The organism is Pseudomonas sp. B34(2017), assembly GCF_002112915.1.
GTDB classification, from domain to species: domain Bacteria; phylum Pseudomonadota; class Gammaproteobacteria; order Pseudomonadales; family Pseudomonadaceae; genus Aquipseudomonas; species Aquipseudomonas pharyngis.
The window spans coordinates 28,952-45,129 of record NZ_NEJA01000011.1; the positions used below are offsets into that span (position 1 = coordinate 28,952).

The 16,178-nt window shown below is 62.4% G+C and carries 14 protein-coding genes and 1 pseudogene; 12 read left to right on the forward strand and 3 right to left on the reverse strand.

The window, feature by feature from the left end:
- The first annotated feature begins 191 nt into the window (after positions 1–191).
- The 11 genes and pseudogenes from CAF80_RS27905 to CAF80_RS27955 all read left to right on the forward strand — a co-directional run.
- Positions 192–1,229: an AraC family transcriptional regulator gene (locus CAF80_RS27905; RefSeq protein ID WP_039768895.1), complete on the forward strand. Its 1,038-nt coding sequence runs from the start codon at positions 192–194 to the stop codon at positions 1,227–1,229.
- Between the two features lie 144 nt (positions 1,230–1,373).
- Positions 1,374–2,261 (forward strand): Dyp-type peroxidase, encoded by an 888-nt coding sequence (locus tag CAF80_RS27910; RefSeq protein ID WP_085668241.1) that lies wholly within the window; start codon positions 1,374–1,376, stop codon positions 2,259–2,261.
- A 9-nt stretch (positions 2,262–2,270) separates the two neighbouring features.
- Positions 2,271–3,239: a Gfo/Idh/MocA family protein gene (locus CAF80_RS27915; RefSeq protein WP_085668240.1), complete on the forward strand. Its 969-nt coding sequence runs from the start codon at positions 2,271–2,273 to the stop codon at positions 3,237–3,239.
- Between the two features lie 95 nt (positions 3,240–3,334).
- Entirely contained in the window at positions 3,335–4,081 is a 747-nt protein-coding gene (locus CAF80_RS27920) for a GntR family transcriptional regulator (protein WP_074690267.1), read from the forward strand.
- A gap of 2 nt (positions 4,082–4,083) precedes the next feature.
- A complete protein-coding gene (locus CAF80_RS27925) occupies positions 4,084–5,814 on the forward strand; it encodes a fumarate reductase/succinate dehydrogenase flavoprotein subunit (protein ID WP_085668239.1) in 1,731 nt (576 codons plus the stop codon).
- A gap of 25 nt (positions 5,815–5,839) precedes the next feature.
- Complete coding sequence (locus CAF80_RS27930) at positions 5,840–6,085, forward strand: ferredoxin family protein (RefSeq protein WP_007959413.1); 246 nt, start codon at positions 5,840–5,842, stop codon at positions 6,083–6,085.
- 111 nt (positions 6,086–6,196) lie between these two features.
- Positions 6,197–7,600, forward strand: a complete 1,404-nt coding sequence (locus CAF80_RS27935) for an ABC transporter substrate-binding protein (RefSeq protein ID WP_085668238.1) — start codon at positions 6,197–6,199, stop codon at positions 7,598–7,600.
- Between the two features lie 125 nt (positions 7,601–7,725).
- On the forward strand, positions 7,726–8,499 hold the full coding sequence (locus CAF80_RS27940) for an ABC transporter permease (RefSeq protein WP_039768884.1): 774 nt from the start codon (positions 7,726–7,728) through the stop codon (positions 8,497–8,499).
- On the forward strand, positions 8,499–9,347 hold the full coding sequence (locus tag CAF80_RS27945) for an ABC transporter ATP-binding protein (RefSeq protein ID WP_074690272.1): 849 nt from the start codon (positions 8,499–8,501) through the stop codon (positions 9,345–9,347). Before CAF80_RS27940 ends, CAF80_RS27945 begins: the two co-directional genes overlap by 1 nt.
- Complete coding sequence (locus tag CAF80_RS27950) at positions 9,344–10,306, forward strand: HEAT repeat domain-containing protein (protein WP_074690274.1); 963 nt, start codon at positions 9,344–9,346, stop codon at positions 10,304–10,306. The genes CAF80_RS27945 and CAF80_RS27950 overlap by 4 nt, the downstream gene beginning before the upstream one ends.
- A pseudogene (locus CAF80_RS27955) lies at positions 10,303–10,572 on the forward strand (DUF971 domain-containing protein); the annotation flags it as partial. The gene CAF80_RS27950 and the pseudogene CAF80_RS27955, both read left to right, overlap by 4 nt.
- Before the next feature lie 7 nt (positions 10,573–10,579).
- On the opposite strand, the gene CAF80_RS27960 reads toward CAF80_RS27955, so the two are convergent.
- The 3 genes from CAF80_RS27960 to CAF80_RS27970 form a co-directional block, all read right to left on the reverse strand.
- On the reverse strand, positions 10,580–12,238 hold the full coding sequence (locus CAF80_RS27960) for a phosphoethanolamine transferase (protein ID WP_074690278.1): 1,659 nt from the start codon (positions 12,236–12,238) through the stop codon (positions 10,580–10,582).
- Between the two features lie 163 nt (positions 12,239–12,401).
- Complete coding sequence (locus tag CAF80_RS27965) at positions 12,402–13,139, reverse strand: TorF family putative porin (protein ID WP_074690280.1); 738 nt, start codon at positions 13,137–13,139, stop codon at positions 12,402–12,404.
- 99 nt (positions 13,140–13,238) lie between these two features.
- Positions 13,239–14,996: an amidohydrolase gene (locus CAF80_RS27970; protein WP_074690282.1), complete on the reverse strand. Its 1,758-nt coding sequence runs from the start codon at positions 14,994–14,996 to the stop codon at positions 13,239–13,241.
- 103 nt (positions 14,997–15,099) lie between these two features.
- On the opposite strand from CAF80_RS27970, the gene CAF80_RS27975 reads away from it, so the two are divergent.
- A complete protein-coding gene (locus CAF80_RS27975; RefSeq protein WP_085668237.1) occupies positions 15,100–16,017 on the forward strand; it encodes a LysR family transcriptional regulator in 918 nt (305 codons plus the stop codon).
- Positions 16,018–16,178 lie beyond the last annotated feature (161 nt).

A 16,178-nucleotide genomic window follows, 5' to 3' on the forward strand; every position in this document is an offset into this window, starting at 1 on the left:
GTCTTGGGCGCAACGCCGGCATTCGGGGTGCCCGGCCACGATAGAAATAAGCCCTTGGCGCACAACAGGGCAGGGTATTGGCGGACACGGAAGGGGGCTTCTGCGGACACTTCGTCAACCCTGTGCTAACTTCCTTCGACATAACCGGTAACAAAAATAACAATTCAGCGTGATCCGGAATGTCAGCCCCCATGAACGTAAAAGTCCAAGACCCGACCTTCGAAATGGCGCTGGTGTCGCCGTTTCTCCTGCAAACCCTGGCCGAAGTCGCCGCCAACAAGGGCATCGAGCCGCAGAGCCTGTGCCGTGGCCTGGGTTTTGATTTCGAAGACCTGCAGGATCCGGCGCAGCGAATTTCCTACCGCCAGGCCGTGGCCATGATCCAGCGGGGGCTTAAAGCTTTGCCCAATCAGGGGCTGGGCCTGTGGGTGGGCGCGCAGAACGTGCTCGGTACGCTGGGGCTGCTGGGGCACGTACTGTCGCTGTGCAAGACCTTGCGCGATGCGTTCGACATTGGCGTTCGGCATCAGCACACCTCCGGCGGGATCGTGGTTTCCAGCGTCGATGTGGTGGGCGATCAGGTCTACGTCGACGTTGAGTGCCGGCTGCCGTTTGCCGAGGTGCAGGTGTTTGCGGTGGAAGAGTTTTTCGCCAGCCTGCTGGTCTATGGCCGGGCGCTGGTGGGCGAGACGTTCAAGCCGATTGCCGTGGAATTCATGCACGCGGCGCCGGATTACGTTGATGAATACCGGCGTCTGCTGGGGCCGGAGGTGCGCTTCGGTTGCCTGCACAATCGGATGCTGATCGACGTGCAATGGCTGGATGTGAATCTGCCCAATCATCATTCGCTGGCGCTGCGTCAGGCGGTCAAACTGCTGGAACTGGAAGCGGCGCAGGTTCATCAAAAACTTGATCTGATCCAGGCCGTGGAGCGGGCGATTGCGCGGGATCTGAGCCGGGGCAGTCACATTGAAAAGATTGCCGGTGACTTGAACATGAGCAGCCGGACTTTGCGTCGGCGGCTGACTGAACATTCGTTGACGTTCGAGGCGCTGCTGGAGCAGGTGCGGCAGGCGCGAACCATGAGTTTGCTGGCCAATCCTGATATGCCGATCGAGCGGATTACCGAGGAGGTCGGCTATAGCGATGTGCGCAGTTTTCGGCGGGCGTTCAAGCGGTGGACGGGGAAGAGTCCGAGTGCGTGGCGCATGGAGAGTTCTGTGATTTGACTTGAGACCGATACCCCTCACCCCAGCCCTCTCCCTCCGGGAGAGGGCTGGGGTGAGGGCGCTTTTGACGTTATCCAACCCATTTCAATCCCCCACAAACCCTCCGCCTACAGTTAAACTCCGCGCTCTTTCCAAGGAGTCGACATGAGTTACTACCAGCCGGGCATTCTCGCCACCCCTGTTCCGCCGCAAGCACGTCACCTGTTTTTCGCTCTCGAGTCGGTTGAAGCGCTGCCGCAGGCGATCGACAACCTGCTGAACCTGGTGGATGGCAAGTCGGCGGTGGTCGGTTTCGGTGAATCCCTGGCCAAGGCCCTGAATGTGCACATCGACGGCTTGCGCAGCTTCCCGGCGCTGACCGGCGTTGGCGTGGAAAACCCGTCGACCCAGCACGCCCTGTGGGTCTGGCTGCACGGCGTCGACCGTGGCGAGCTGCTCAACCGCAGCACTGCGCTTGAGGCCGCACTGGCCCCGGCGCTGCGTCTGGTGCAGATGCAGGAAGCCTTTCGCCACAAGGACGGCCATGACCTCACCGGTTATGAAGACGGCACCGAAAACCCCCATGACGAAGCCGCTATCGCCGCCGCACTGCAAAGTGAAGGTGCGGACGGTCTGGTCGGTGGCAGCTTCGCTGCGATCCAGCAATGGCAGCACGACCTCAAGGGTTTCCATGCGCTGTCCGCCGAGGACAAGGACAACATCATGGGCCGTCGCCTGAGCGACAACGAAGAGATCGACGACGCCCCGGTGTCCGCTCACGTCAAACGCACCGCCCAGGAAAGTTTCGCCCCGGAAGCCTTCGTCGTGCGTCGTTCGATGCCGTGGATCGAAGGCGATCGCGCCGGCCTGATGTTCCTCGCGTTCGGGTTCTCCCTTGATGCCTTCGAAGCGCAACTGCGCCGCATGAGCGGTCTGGAAGACGGTGTCACCGACGGTCTGTACCGCATCAGCCGGCCGATCACCGGCGGCTACTACTGGTGCCCGCCGCTGCAAAACGGCCACCTCGACCTGCGCGCACTGCGCATCGGCTGAGGCGCAAGCATGCACGTGGTGCGTTGGGGCATGATCGGTTGCGGCAGCGTCGCTGAACGCAAGAGCGGGCCGGCCTTCTACAAGGCCCCCGGCTCGGCGTTGGTGGCCGTCATGGGGCGACGCCTCGAAGCGGTGACCGATTACGCCGCGCGCCACGGCATCGCCCGGACGTACACCGACGTCGATGCCCTGATCAACGACCCCGAGGTGGACGCGGTGTACATCGCCACGCCACCCGACAGTCACCACGCCTACAGCCTGAAAGTCGCCGCCGCCGGCAAGCATTGCTGCGTGGAAAAACCCATGGCGCTCAATGCCGGGCAAAGTCGCGAAATGCAGCAGGTGTTTGCCGACGCCGGCTTGTACCTGTTCGTGTCCTATTACCGCCGTTCATTGCCGCGCTTCCAGCAGGTTCGGCAATGGCTGGAGCAGGGGCGCATCGGCGAGGTGCGGCATCTGAGCTGGACGCTGACCAAGGCGCCGTCGCCCAAGGATCTGGACGGCAGCGACAATTGGCGCACCGATCCGGCGGTCGCCGGGGGCGGGTATTTTGCGGATCTGGCCAGCCATGGATTCGACCTGTTCCAGTACCTGCTGGGCGACATCGTGGAAGTCGCTGGCTTCACCGCGCGTCAGGCCGGGTTGTACGCGGCGGAGGATGCGGTCAGCGCCAGTTGGCGATTCGCTTCGGGCGCGTTGGGTATGGGCTGCTGGAGCTTTGTTGCGGACCGCCGTGAGGATCGGGTCGAGATCATCGGCAGCCAAGGGCGGATCGGTTTTTCGGTGTTCGACGAGCATCCGGTCGAGCTGCATGCCGATGAGCACATCAGCCTGGAAATCCCCCATCACGAACACATCCAGTGGCATCACGTACTCGGTATGAATGCGCAGATTCGCGGTGAGTCGCAGCACCCGGCAATCGCCGCCGAGGCCCTGAAGACCGATTGGGTCATGGATCAGATCCTCAAGCGCCACTGAAGGCGCATCTAAGGTTATGCCCAAACAATATTTCTCAAGCTTGTCATAACGTCTCTAAGATCACGTCATAACTCGTTATAACAAGTGATCCCGTGATGACCGATAACGTTCTCTCCTTAAGCAGCGTTCCTCTGCACACTCAACTGCGCGACGTGCTGCGCGCCCGGATTCTCGACGGTGAATACCCGCAAGACAGCCAGATGCCGTCCGAAAGCGAGCTCGGCGCACTGTTCAAGGTCAGCCGCATCACCGTGCGCCAGGCCTTGGGCGATCTGCAGAAGGAAGGGCTGATCTTCAAGATCCACGGCAAAGGCACCTTCGTCGCCAAACCCAAGACCTTTCAAAACGTCAGCACCCTGCAAGGCCTCGCCGAGTCCATGACCGGCCGCGGCTACGAGGTGATCAACCGCCTGCGCAGCTTCAAATTCATCGCCGCCGACAAACTGGTCGCCGAACGTTTGCAGGTTGCCGAAGGCGAAACGGTTGCGCAGATCAAACGCGTACGCCTGATCAATCGCGAGCCGATTTCGCTGGAAATCACCTACCTGCCCAAAGCCGTCGGCGAACGGCTGGAGAAGGCTGATCTGGTGACCCGCGACATCTTCCTGATCCTCGAGAACGACTGCGGCATCGCCCTCGGCCACGCTGATCTTGCCATCGACGCGGTGCTGGCCGACAGCGACCTGACCCAGGCGCTGAACGTCGAGGCCGGCTCGCCGATCATGCGCATCGAACGTCTGACCCACGACGCCCACGGCCAGCCGCTGGACTTCGAACACCTTTACTACCGTGGCGATGCGTTCCAGTACCGCCTGCGGATCGACCGGCAAAAAGGGGCCTGAACATGACCCGCAATACCCTCGAACAGGAATACGACATCGTCGTGATCGGCGGCGGCACCGCTGGCCCGATGGCTGCGATCAAGGCCAAGGAAAAGAACAAGGAGCTGCGCGTGTTGTTGGTGGACAAGGCCAACGTCAAACGCAGCGGTGCGATCAGCATGGGCATGGACGGCCTGAACAACGCGATCATCCCCGGCCACTCGACGCCCGAGCAGTACACCAAGGAAATCACCATCGCCAACGACGGCATCGTCAATCAGGCGGCGGTGTACGCCTACGCGACGCACAGTTTTGAAACCATCGAGCAGCTCGACCGCTGGGGCGTGAAGTTCGAGAAGGACGAAACCGGCGATTACGCGGTGAAGAAAGTCCACCACATGGGCGCCTATGTGCTGCCGATGCCGGAAGGGCACGACATCAAGAAAGTCCTCTATCGCCAGTTGAAGCGCGCGCGAGTGAGCATCACCAACCGCCTGGTCTGCACCCGTCTGCTGACTGACGAGGAGGGCGCCGTCAACGGCGTGATGGGGTTTGACTGCCGCACCGCCGACTTCCATGTGATCAAGGCCAAGGCTGTCATCCTCGCTTGCGGCGCGGCCGGCCGACTCGGTCTGCCGTCCTCGGGTTACCTGATGGGCACCTACGAAAACCCGACCAACGCTGGCGACGGTTACGCGATGGCGTATCACGCCGGGGCTGAACTGGCGAACCTCGAGTGCTTCCAGATCAACCCGCTGATCAAGGATTACAACGGCCCGGCCTGCGCCTACGTCACTGGCCCGCTCGGCGGCTACACCGCCAACAACAAGGGAGAACGCTTCATCGAGTGCGACTACTGGAGCGGGCAGATGATGTGGGAATTCCACCAGGAACTGGAAAGCGGCAACGGCCCGGTGTTCCTCAAGCTTGATCACCTGGCCGAGGAAACCATCCAGAACATCGAGGAAATTCTGCACAGCAACGAGCGCCCGAGTCGCGGCCAGTTTCATGCCAATCGCGGCACCGACTACCGCACGCAGATGGTCGAGATGCATATCTCGGAAATCGGTTTTTGCAGCGGTCACTCGGCGTCCGGCGTGTGGGTCAACGAGCGCGCCGAGACCTCGGTGAAGGGGTTGTACTCGGCCGGGGACATGGCCGCCGTGCCGCACAACTACATGCTCGGCGCGTTCACCTACGGCTGGTTCGCGGGTAACAACGCGGCGGAGTTTGTTGCCGGGCGCGAGTTCTCTGCGCTGGATGCCGAGCAGATCGAAAAGGAAAAGGCCCGGGTCTACGCACCGCTGGATCGCGAACACGGCCTGCCGCCGGCGCAGGTCGAGTACAAGCTGCGGCGCTTCGTCAACGACTACCTGCAACCGCCGAAAGTGACCAGGAAAATGGAAATCGGCCTGCAACGCTTCAGCGACATTGAACGCGATCTCAACGAGATGAAGGCCAACAACGCCCACGAACTGATGCGCGCCATGGAAACCAGCGTGATCCGCGACTGCGCCGAAATGGCAGCCCGTGCCTCGCTGTTCCGCGCCGAAAGCCGCTGGGGCCTGTACCACTACCGCGTCGATCACCCGCAACGAGACGACCGCGAATGGTTCTGCCACTGCCACCTGAAGAAGGGCGAAGACGGGCGCATGACCAGTTTCAAGAAAGCCGTCGAGCCTTACATCATCCCGCTCGATGCCGAGGAAATGCAGGCCTACGACCGTTTGCGGGTCGGCGCTTTCGCCGCTTGATGCATCACTAGAGAGAGTCCGAACCATGGCCTATCAAGCCCAGGAAATCTTCTTCCGCTCCAACGCCCCCGTCACCGTGGACGAGGACAAATGCATCGCCGAAAAGGGCTGCACCGTGTGCGTCGACGTCTGCCCGATGGACCTGCTGGCGATCAACCCGGCCACGCAAAAGGCCTACATGGCGTTCGACGAATGCTGGTACTGCATGCCTTGCGAAAAGGACTGCCCGACCGGCGCGGTGAAAGTCGAAATCCCGTATCTGCTTCGCTAAAAACGCTATCCGGCAACACCGGACGCCTGATTCAACACACCCCTCGTTTCCCACCGCGCCCTGATCGCGGCGGAGACGAACATCCTATAAATGATTCGAGGGGATTCAACCATGTTGCGTGCAGCAATCGCCGGTCTGGTACTGGCTTCGTTCACCCTGTCGGCCTCGGCCGAAACCATCCGCATTGCCATCGGCACCCAGGACACCACCATCAACTGCGCCGCCGGCGGCCTGTTGATTCGCGAGCTGGGCCTGCTCGACAAATACCTGCCTCACGACGGCGCCTACAAGGATGCCAAGTACGACGTGCAGTGGAAGAACTTCACCAGCGGCGCACCGCTGACCAACGAGATGGTCGCCGGCAAACTCGACTTCGGCGCCATGGCCGATTTCCCCGGTGCGTTCAATGGCGTGGCGTTCGAAACCGCCGGCAAACACAGCCTGTTCATCAGCGTCCTGTCGGGCAGCATCAAAGGCAGCGGCAACGGCATCGTGGTGCCGAGCGCGTCCGGCGTGCAGTCGCTGAGTGATCTCAAGGGCAAGACCATTTCCGTACCGTTCGCCTCCACCGCCCACGGCATGCTGCTGCGCGCGGTGGCGGAGCAGGGTTGGGACCCGCTGAAGGACGTGAACATCATCGCCCAACCGCCGGAGGTCGCAGGTTCCGCGTTGCAGGCCGGCAAGATCGACGCCCACGCCGACTTCGTACCGTTCGCCGAGCTGTTCCCGAGCCGTGGCTTTGCTCGCAAGATCTACGACGGTGCCCAAGCCAATGCACCGACCTTCCACGGTGCGCTGGTGGATCAGGCCTACGCCAAAAAATACCCGGAAATCGTCGTCGCCTACCTGCGCGCCAGCATCGAGGCCAATCAACTGTTGGCCGCCGAACCGGAGAAATACAGCGAGCTGATCGCCAAGGTCACCGGCGTTGATGCCGAGGTCAATTATCTGTTCCACGGCCCGCTCGGCGTGCAGACCCGCGACCTGAGCTGGAAACCGGAATACCGCCAGGCCGTGGGCACTGCCATCGACACGCTGAAGCTGCTGAAGAAGGCCGATCGCGGGCTCGACCTGAACACCTTTATCGACGATCAGTACATCCGCGCGGCGTTCAAGGCCTCGAATCTGGATTACACCGCGCAACTGGCCAACTACGCGCAGACGCCCTTGAAGTCGGTCGATGCGGCGACTGGAAAAGCTATCAGCGATTTCAGCCATGTCGCGGAAATCTGGGTGCGCGGTGAGGACAAGGTCCGGCGCTATGCCTCGGCTGAAGAGGCGTTCACCGCGTTGGCCGGTCTGAAGTCGGAAGGCAAGAACATCCGTGCGGTGTATGCCCAGGCGAGTGACAGCGGGATCAAGTTGCTGGCGGAGCAGGCGTGGTTTGCCAGCGATGCGAAGGGGCGCCTCAGCGCGTTCCTGCTCAAAGGCCAGGCGCAGCAATTTGCATCGGCGCAGGGCGGGAAAGTCCTCGACTTCACCGATGCCACGACTCAGGCAGTGGCCAGTCGTTAACTCAAACGTAGATCGTTCCCACGCTCTGCGTGGGAATGCCGCCATGGACGCTCTGCGTCCACTGTGACGCGGAGCGTCGCGGGATGCATTCCCACGCGGAGCGTGGGAACGATCAGAGGTGATATATGTTTTCACGCTGGATCCCCCGAGCCGCCTCACTGCTGCTCTGCCTGCTCTTCTGGCAACTCGCCGCCAGCCACCACTGGAACCTCGGCCTCGTCACCTTCGCCAACGTCCCGACCCCGCTGGCCGTGATCGAAGCCGCCCTCGGCCTGGGCGACTCCGGCAAGCTCATCCAGCACCTGAGCGCCAGCCTCGGCCGAGTCTTCGCCGGCTACCTCGCCGCGCTGGTAATCGGCATCGCCCTGGGCCTGGCCATCGGCCGTTCGAAGTGGGCCGAAGACCTGCTGCTGCCGCCACTGGAAGTGTTGCGCCCGATCCCTGCCGTGGCCTGGATTCCACTGGCGATCCTGATGTTCCCGTCGTCGGAACTGTCGATGGTCTTCATCACCTTCACCGGCGCGCTGTTCCCGATCCTGCTCAACACCGTGCACGGCGTCGAAGGCGTCGACCCGCGCCTGATCGCCTCGGCCAAAAGCCTCGGGGCCGGGCGTCGGGCGATTCTGCTGGAAGTGATCCTGCCGGGCGCCGCACCGAGCATCATCACCGGCCTAGCGATCGGCATGGGCACGTCGTGGTTCTGCCTGGTGACCGCCGAAATGATCTCCGGCCAGTTCGGCATCGGTTACTACACCTGGGAGTCCTACACCATCCAGAACTATGCGGACATCGTGGTCGGCATGTTGCTGATCGGCGTGTTGGGCATGGGCAGCAGCCTGCTGATCAAACGCCTGGGCGGGCTGTTCACGCCCTGGCATCGACCACGAGGAAAAGCCTGATGAGCGTGATGCAAACCCCGGAAGGGCGGATCGATATCCGTCAGCTGTCCATCGTGCTCGGCGAAGGCCGGCAAGCGTTTGAAGCGGTGCAGGGGCTGGACTGCCAGATCGAACCCGGCCAGTTCGTGTGCATTCTCGGCCCCTCCGGTTGCGGCAAGTCGACTTTACTCGGCGCATTGGCAGGGCATCTGCAACTCCATGGCGGGCAGTTGAAAGTCGATGGCACCGAAGTGTCCGGCCCGTCACCGCAACGCGGCATGGTGTTCCAGCATCACACCCTGTTCCCGTGGCGCACGGTGCGCGACAACGTTGCCTTCGGCCTGAAGATGCGCGGTATCGGCAAAGCCGAACGCCATCGTGCCGCTGACGACATCCTCAAACTGGTCGGCCTCGAAGGTTTCGCCGAACGCTGGCCCGATCAACTTTCCGGCGGCATGCAGCAACGGGTGGAAATCGCCCGGGTGCTGGTCAACCGGCCACGGCTGTTGCTGATGGACGAACCCTTCGGCGCACTGGACGCGCTGACCCGCCTGAACATGCAGGAACTGCTGCTGGACATCTGGACGCGGATTCGCACCACCGTGGTGTTCGTCACCCATGACATCGACGAAGCGCTGTTCCTTGCCGACCGCTTGCTGGTGATGAGCGCACGGCCAGGGCGAATCATCGAAGACCTGCGCCTGGATTTCCCCCGGCCACGCACCACCGAACTGGTCACCAGCCACGAGTTCTCGCGCCTCAAGCGCCACTGCCTCGACCTGCTGCGCCACGACAACGACCGACCGCTGCCGCGCCTCAATCCGCTCGGCCTGCCTCCCGAAAATTCCTTGCCGAGATTTGCCCTGTGACCTCATTTTTTGCTGTGACCGATAACGACGACATTCTCGCCCTGCAACCACGCCTCACCGCCGATGATGCCGGGGTGCGGCGGATTGCCCTGATCGACCTGGCCGACCTCGAAGAGCCGGACGGTTTGCTGTGGCTGGTCGAGCGCTTGGCCGAAGACCCCGCCGAAGAAGTGCGTGCCGAAGCGGCGCGCCTGTTGGAAGCCTGGGAAGACGAGCCGGTGGTCGAAGCGTTGTGCCAGGCGCTGACGGATCCGTCCCCGGCCGTGCAAGCCGCTGCGGCGCAGAGCCTGAGCCTGCTCAAGACCGAAGCGGCGGGCAGGGTGATTCTGCCGTGGACCAGCCATGCCGAAACCGGCGTGCGGATTGCCGCGTTCCGGGCCTTGCGCGAGTTGCGTTTCCCCGGCGCTGCGCCGGCCGCGACTCAGGCTCTGAACGATGCCGACGCCAGTGTCCGCCGCGAAGCCGTCGGCGTGCTCGGCTGGCTCAAGCAACTCGACGCGCTGCCGGCCCTGGCCCGCTTGGCGAGTGATGACCCTGACACCGAAGTTCGCCGCGCCGCCACCGGCGCCCTGGGTCTGGCAAGTGACGCCGAAGTGCTGCCCGCGTTGCGTCAAGCCTTGCAGGATCAAGCCTGGCAAGTGCGCGAAGAAGCCGCGACCACCCTCGGCAAGGTCGGCCATACCGACGCGGGCCCGGCGCTGATCGAAGCCTTGGCCGACGACTACTGGCAAGTGCGCCTGCGCGCGACCCGCAGCCTCGGGCGCCTCAAGTACGTCGCAGCCCTCGACGCCCTGATCGACACCCTCGGCCATCGCATCAGCAACCTGCGCAAGGAAGCCGCGCTGGCCCTCGGCGAACTGAACGATCGCGGTGCCGTGGCCGCGTTGCAGGCCGCGCAGGACGACGGCGACCCGGAAGTGCGTAAAGCCGTGCGGATTGCCTTGAGTCAGCTGCAATGAATCCGCTGTCGGTCGGCAACTCCCAACGTGAGCACCGGTTGCTGCTGAGCTGGCCGGATGGCCGCGAGCAACTGCTTGAGCATGCCGAACTGCGCCGCCAATGCCCGTGCTCGCAATGCCGGGCGTTTCGCCTGCGGGGCTCGCCGCCCATGGTTGACCCGCGTGTGCGGGTCATCGAATTGAACGCTCAGGGCTATGGCCTGCAGCTGGTGTTCAGCGACGGCCACCAGCGCGGGATTTACCCGTGGGCCTATCTGGCGCAGCTGGAGGGGATCACTGTCCCGCCGTCATCGCCGGCCGACAGCCATGGAAAATATCCAGCCCCGGCTGATACAGCGACGTCCTGACTTCGAACAACCCGAGCACCGAATGGAACAGGTTGTCATGGCTCAGATCCGGCTGGCTGCTTTTGCCTTGCAGGCAGCCACGGTCGATGCCCAGTTGCGCCAGGGTGTTGTTGCCGAACCACATCACCATCGGCACATGGGTCTGCGCTTCCGGCGCCAGCGCATAAGGCGCGGCGTGCAGGTACAGGCCGTTTTCGCCCAGGGATTCGCCATGGTCGGAGACGTACAGCATCGACGTATCGAGGTGGTCCTGATTGCGCTTGAGCAGCTCGATCACCTTGGCCAGGAAATGGTCGGTATAGAGGATCGTGTTGTCGTAGACGTTAACCAGCTCGTCACGGCTGCAACTACCCAGTTGATTGGTGTGGCAGATCGGTTTGAAGCGCTCCATGTCCTTGGGATAGCGCTCGTAGTATTCCGGGCCGTGACTGCCGTCGGCGTGCAGGACAATGATCGCGTTGCCCTTGAGGCTATCGATGTAGCCTTGCAGGTCGGCCAGCAGCGCTTCGTCGAGGCAGTTGTTGCCGTCGCAGAACGGCCCCGGCTGATTCTTCGCGATGTCGCGGTTCGGCACGCGCAGGCAGGTGCCTTTGCAGTCGCTGTTGTTGTCCAGCCACAGCACCTGCACGCCGGCCCGTTGCAGGATGTCGAGCAGGCCTTCGTAGGTTTTGCCTTTCTTGTCGCTGTAGTCCTCGCGCGGGAACATCGAGAACATGCACGGCACCGACACCGCCGTCGAAGTGCCGCAGGAATGCACGTTGGTGAAGTTGATGATGTCGAGTTTGCTCAGCTCGGGATTGGTCTCGCGCTCATAACCGTTGAGCGAGAAATGGTCGGCCCGGGCAGTTTCACCGACCACGAACACCATCAGCGATTTCTTCTCGCGACCGGCTGCCTTGGCGCTCATGACTGCGTCTTCGCCGATGGCCTGCACCACAAAATGCTTTTTGATCCCCAGCCGCTGCTTGGTGTATTTGCTGATCGCGTAGATGTAGTTGGTCGGGTTGATGAAGTGGGTGAGCTTGTCTTCCTCGCGAAAGATCGGCGCGTAGGTCGAATAGAACGCGCCCACCGAAGCGCCGATCACCAGCACACAGGCCGCGATCACCAGCACCTTGTTCAGCAAACCCCGAAAGAACGGCCGATAAACCACCGGCCAGCGCCAGATCAGCACGGCCGGCAACACACCGAGCACCAGCACGTAAGCCAGCAGTTTGCCGCTGAACAGTGCGGTGGCCTCCCCGGGATTGGTTTCGAACACGTTCTGGATCATCACCGTGTCGATGGTGATGCCGTATTCGTTCATGAAATACGCCGCGCAGGCCGAGAGCAGGGCCACCAGCGTCAGCGCCGGTTTCAGCGTCCAGCGAAACGACACCAGGGTCAGCAGCAGGGTGATCGCCGCCCAGAGAAACAGCCCGAAGGACGCGAAGAACGCCAGTTTGTGCGCGCCTTGCAAGGTAATCAGCGTTCCCAGCGCCTTCCAGGTCGCCAGGTTGTACAGCGCCACCAGTGCCAGCGAAAACAGCAGCACCAGGCGGGTCGGAGTGATGGACGGTAAACGCAGTCCCTTGCCCAAAGCCATTTCGAAACCTTCCTCTACGTCAGTCGAAAACCCATACGGTTACGCGCGTAACTGTAGAAGAGCATTGGTAAAAATTCCGTAAACATCCGGTAACAAAATCACGGTAAGTGCAAAAAAAATGTGGGCGCCAGCAGGCCGGCTCCCACGGGAGATTTGCGGCGGGTCAGAAGGACTTGCTGACGCTGGCGACGACCGTGGCCGTGCACACGTCCTTGAAGCCCCAGTTGCTGAGGCACTGGCTCTGCGAGAGGTCGGTGTCGATGTAGCTCAGGCCCAGCACCATGCCGGCCACGTTATGGGTCAGTTTGACTTCCCACTCCCGGTAAGACTCTTCGCTGTGACCGGACGCCGAATACATATGCGGATCCTTGAAGTCCATGTTGCCGTAGCGCAGCTTCAGCCCGGAATGGAACGGCAATTCGGTTTCATAGCCGATGTAGCTGTAGAGCGAACTCTGTTTGCTGTCGATGCCCGGCGCGTCACTGGAGTAATAAGCCGCGAGTTTCACGCCGTAAGCGCTGAGAATCGAGTACACCTCGCTCTGGTTGAACTGGCTCTCCTTGGGATACGCGTATTTGATGTAGCCCAGATCCAGGCTCACGGCCTCGGTGGCCTGCCACAACCAGCCGGCGTAGTAATCGACTTCCTGACGGGTTTTCAGGCCGCCACCGAAATCGACGTTCGAGCTCCACGCGCCGAGGTACAGGCCGCTGCTGTGGGCCAGGGTCAGGCCGGCCTGCACCGCCGGGTCGTTCTGGGTCTGGGAGATGCCGCGGGTGCGGTAGTCGCTGGCCAGAGTCAGGTCGACCAGCACCGCGAAATCATCGTTCAGGGCTATCGCGTGGCTGCTCAAAGGCAGCAGGCTCAAGGAAGTGAGGGCGAGCAGGGGCAAGGCTTTCATGTGAAGTCCCGTTGTTGTGGTTGTTATGGGCAGGAAGCGGGCAAGGCTGCGCCGGACCCCGGCGTCGGGCGCGGGGGCGGGCAGCGGGTACGGCGATTGTTATTGGAGGGTAGGGGCGTAGACCTGACGGCCGGCGAACCAGGTTTGCAGCACCTGGGTGTCATGCAGGGCCTTGTCGTCGACGCTGAACACGTCGCGATCGAGCACGATGAAATCGGCCTGTTTGCCAGGGCTCAGCGAGCCGATCTGCTGTTCCAGGCCGATGGTCCGCGCGGCGTTGGCGGTGTAGGCGTAGAACATGGTTTCGCGATCCAGGCGTTCGTCGGCGTTGAGCACGCCCAGCGGCCCGGTGCGGGTGATGGCCTGGGCCATGGCGTTCCACGGGTTCGGCGAGGACACCGGCCAGTCGCTGGCGCCGGCAATCGTCGCGCCCTGTTTGAGCAGCGAATGCGCCGGGTATTGATAGCGAAAGGCAAGAGCGCTGACGTAAGGCTTGATCATGTCGGTGGTGTAGTCGTCGGCGCTGGCCCACAGCAGCTGCATCGAGGCAATCACGTTCAACGGCTTGAAGCGGGCGAACTCCTTCGGGTTGACCATTTGCAGGTGGGTGATCGAGTGCGTCACGCCGCTCTGCCGGTCCTTGCGCGCCTGGGCGATACCGTTTAGCGATTCGCGCACCGCGCGGTCGCCGATGGCGTGGATGTGCACCAGCCAGCCGCGCTGGTCGATGGCACTGACCAGTTCGCCGAAGTGCTGCGGATCGATCAGCAACTCGCCCTGTTTGTGCGAGTTGCTGTAGGGATCGATCATCGCCGCGCTCTGGGCCGGGTATTCGATCACGCCGTCAGCGAAGATCTTGATCCCAGGCAGCGTCAGGTTGGGGATGCCCTGAAACTGCCGGCGCACCTTGTCGAGGGTGTCGAGGTCGGCCGGGACGCTTTTCGGGTTGGCCACCAGTAGCGCGGCGACGTGGGCGGTCATGCCGCCGCTTTCCGACAGGGCTTTATAGGCCGGCAGCACGCCGACGGTTTTCTCGGTGGGCTTGAGGGCGAACACCGGCTCGCCCGGCGCGGCGTTGGCGGCGGGGTCCATCCACGCGGTGATGCCCAGGCTGTTGTTGAAACGCACCGCCGATTGCGCGGCCTTGAGCATGTCGGCCGGGCTCGGCACCGGCATTTTCGAGGCGACCCGATCCCAGCCGGCGTCGACCACAAAGCCGTTCGGTTCACCGCTGGCCAGTTTGCCGATGGTGTCTTTTTCTGCGTCCGGCAGGGTTTTCAGCAGCGCGGCGTCGATGCCCGCACGCTTGAGCATCACGTTATTGGCCCACGCCGTGTGGTGATCGCTGCCGGTGAACACCACCGGCACGTCGGCCCATTCGCCGTTGTTGAAGATTTTGCCCAGCGCTTCAGCCTTGGCCCAATACGCCGAACTCATGCCGGCCACGCTCAGCACATCGCCATGCCGGGCCTTGCCGTCGTCACGCCAGCCGCGCAGGCGTTTTTCCAGTTCATCCAGACCGACCACGTCGTCTTCCATGTTGGCCGAGACCATTTCCAGCCCGCCGAAAATCGCGTGGGAATGGCTGTCGATCAGGCCGGGCATCAGCGCCTGGCCTTTCAGGTCGATGACCTGGGTGCCGGGCTCGATCAAGGCCTTGATCTGCGCATCGCTGCCGACTTTAAGCACCTTGCCGTTCTCCACGGCCAGCGCCTGAACCTTCGGCTGGGCGCGGTCGGCGGTGAAAATCTTGCCATTGAGCAGCACCAGATCGGTGGCGGCCATGGCTTCCATCGAGGCAAAACTCATAGCGGCGACCAGCACATTTTTTGCGAAATGCGGGATGAATCTTTTCATTGAACATTTCCTTGTTATTGCGTCTGATGGCCAGATTAGTGGCTGCCAACGCCCGACAGAACGCCTCCCTCACGAAAAACGTTTTTGCCTGAATGGAAAAAGCATGGACAAGCTGGGTGCACTGAAAATGTTCGTGGTCACCGCGCAACTCGGCAGTTTCAGCCGCGCTGCCGAGCAACTGGGCAAGACCCCGTCGGCCCTGACCAAAGCGGTCAATCATCTGGAATCCGAACTCGGCGCGCGGCTGTTCGAGCGCAGCACGCGGCGGATTCTGCTGACCGAAATCGGCCGGCTGTATCTGGAAACCGCACGCCAGGTGTTGCAACGGCTGGACGAGGCCAGCGAGGAAATCGAGCAGTTGCAGCACGGCCTGCGCGGCAGCCTGAAAATCACCGCGCCGCTGGCTTACGGGCGGGCGTTTCTCGATCAGGTGTGTGACGGCTTTTTGCAGCAATACCCGCAGATCAGCCTGCAAGTGGATTTGTGCGACGAATTCGTCAATCTGCTGGAAAGCGGCTATGACCTGGCGTTGCGCGAGGGGCACGACGACTTGCCGGGGCTGATCGCGCGAGTGGTCGGCAGCAATCGCCTGGCGCTGTGCGGCAGCCCTGAATACCTGGCGCGCAAAGGGTTGCCGGTGACGCCGCAAACCCTCGATCAGCATGAATGGCTGCTGTACCGGCATCCGTTGCTCAGCCGCGAGTTCTGGTGGGCCGAACGCGACGGCCAGCGCCTGAGCCTGGCGCAACCGGCGGCGCCGCTGTTGCGCAGTGACAATTACGATTTGCTGCTGGCCAGCGCCCTGGCCGGGCGCGGTTTGCTGCACACGCCGCTGTGGAGCGCCGCGCCGTACATCGCCGACGGGCGACTGGTGCGGGTCATGGCGGATTACGAGATCGACCCGGACAGCTTCGGCCCGCACATTCTGGCGGTGTACCCGAGTCATCGGCGGGCTACGGCCAAGGTTGTGGCGTTTATTGATTACATCGCAGGGTTTCTCGCCAAACGCGGTTTGAGCTGACTCCGTGCTTCTGATCGTTCCCACGCTCTGCGTGGGAATGCCTCTAGGGACGCTCCGCGTCCAGTGACGCGGAGCGTCACGGGCTGCATTCCCACGCGGAGCGTGGGAACGATCATCAGTGGGTTTGAGCTGACTGGCGGTGCTTGTCAGGAAAATCCCAC

Coding starts and splice junctions, on each gene's coding strand:
- CAF80_RS27905 (WP_039768895.1), top strand. CDS start 192: ATGAACGTAAAAGTCCAAGACCCGACCTTCGAAATGGCGCTGGTGTCG.
- CAF80_RS27910 (WP_085668241.1), top strand. CDS start 1,374: ATGAGTTACTACCAGCCGGGCATTCTCGCCACCCCTGTTCCGCCGCAA.
- CAF80_RS27915 (WP_085668240.1), top strand. CDS start 2,271: ATGCACGTGGTGCGTTGGGGCATGATCGGTTGCGGCAGCGTCGCTGAA.
- CAF80_RS27920 (WP_074690267.1), top strand. CDS start 3,335: ATGACCGATAACGTTCTCTCCTTAAGCAGCGTTCCTCTGCACACTCAA.
- CAF80_RS27925 (WP_085668239.1), top strand. CDS start 4,084: ATGACCCGCAATACCCTCGAACAGGAATACGACATCGTCGTGATCGGC.
- CAF80_RS27930 (WP_007959413.1), top strand. CDS start 5,840: ATGGCCTATCAAGCCCAGGAAATCTTCTTCCGCTCCAACGCCCCCGTC.
- CAF80_RS27935 (WP_085668238.1), top strand. CDS start 6,197: ATGTTGCGTGCAGCAATCGCCGGTCTGGTACTGGCTTCGTTCACCCTG.
- CAF80_RS27940 (WP_039768884.1), top strand. CDS start 7,726: ATGTTTTCACGCTGGATCCCCCGAGCCGCCTCACTGCTGCTCTGCCTG.
- CAF80_RS27945 (WP_074690272.1), top strand. CDS start 8,499: ATGAGCGTGATGCAAACCCCGGAAGGGCGGATCGATATCCGTCAGCTG.
- CAF80_RS27960 (WP_074690278.1), bottom strand. CDS start 12,238: ATGGCTTTGGGCAAGGGACTGCGTTTACCGTCCATCACTCCGACCCGC.
- CAF80_RS27965 (WP_074690280.1), bottom strand. CDS start 13,139: ATGAAAGCCTTGCCCCTGCTCGCCCTCACTTCCTTGAGCCTGCTGCCT.
- CAF80_RS27970 (WP_074690282.1), bottom strand. CDS start 14,996: ATGAAAAGATTCATCCCGCATTTCGCAAAAAATGTGCTGGTCGCCGCT.
- CAF80_RS27975 (WP_085668237.1), top strand. CDS start 15,100: ATGGACAAGCTGGGTGCACTGAAAATGTTCGTGGTCACCGCGCAACTC.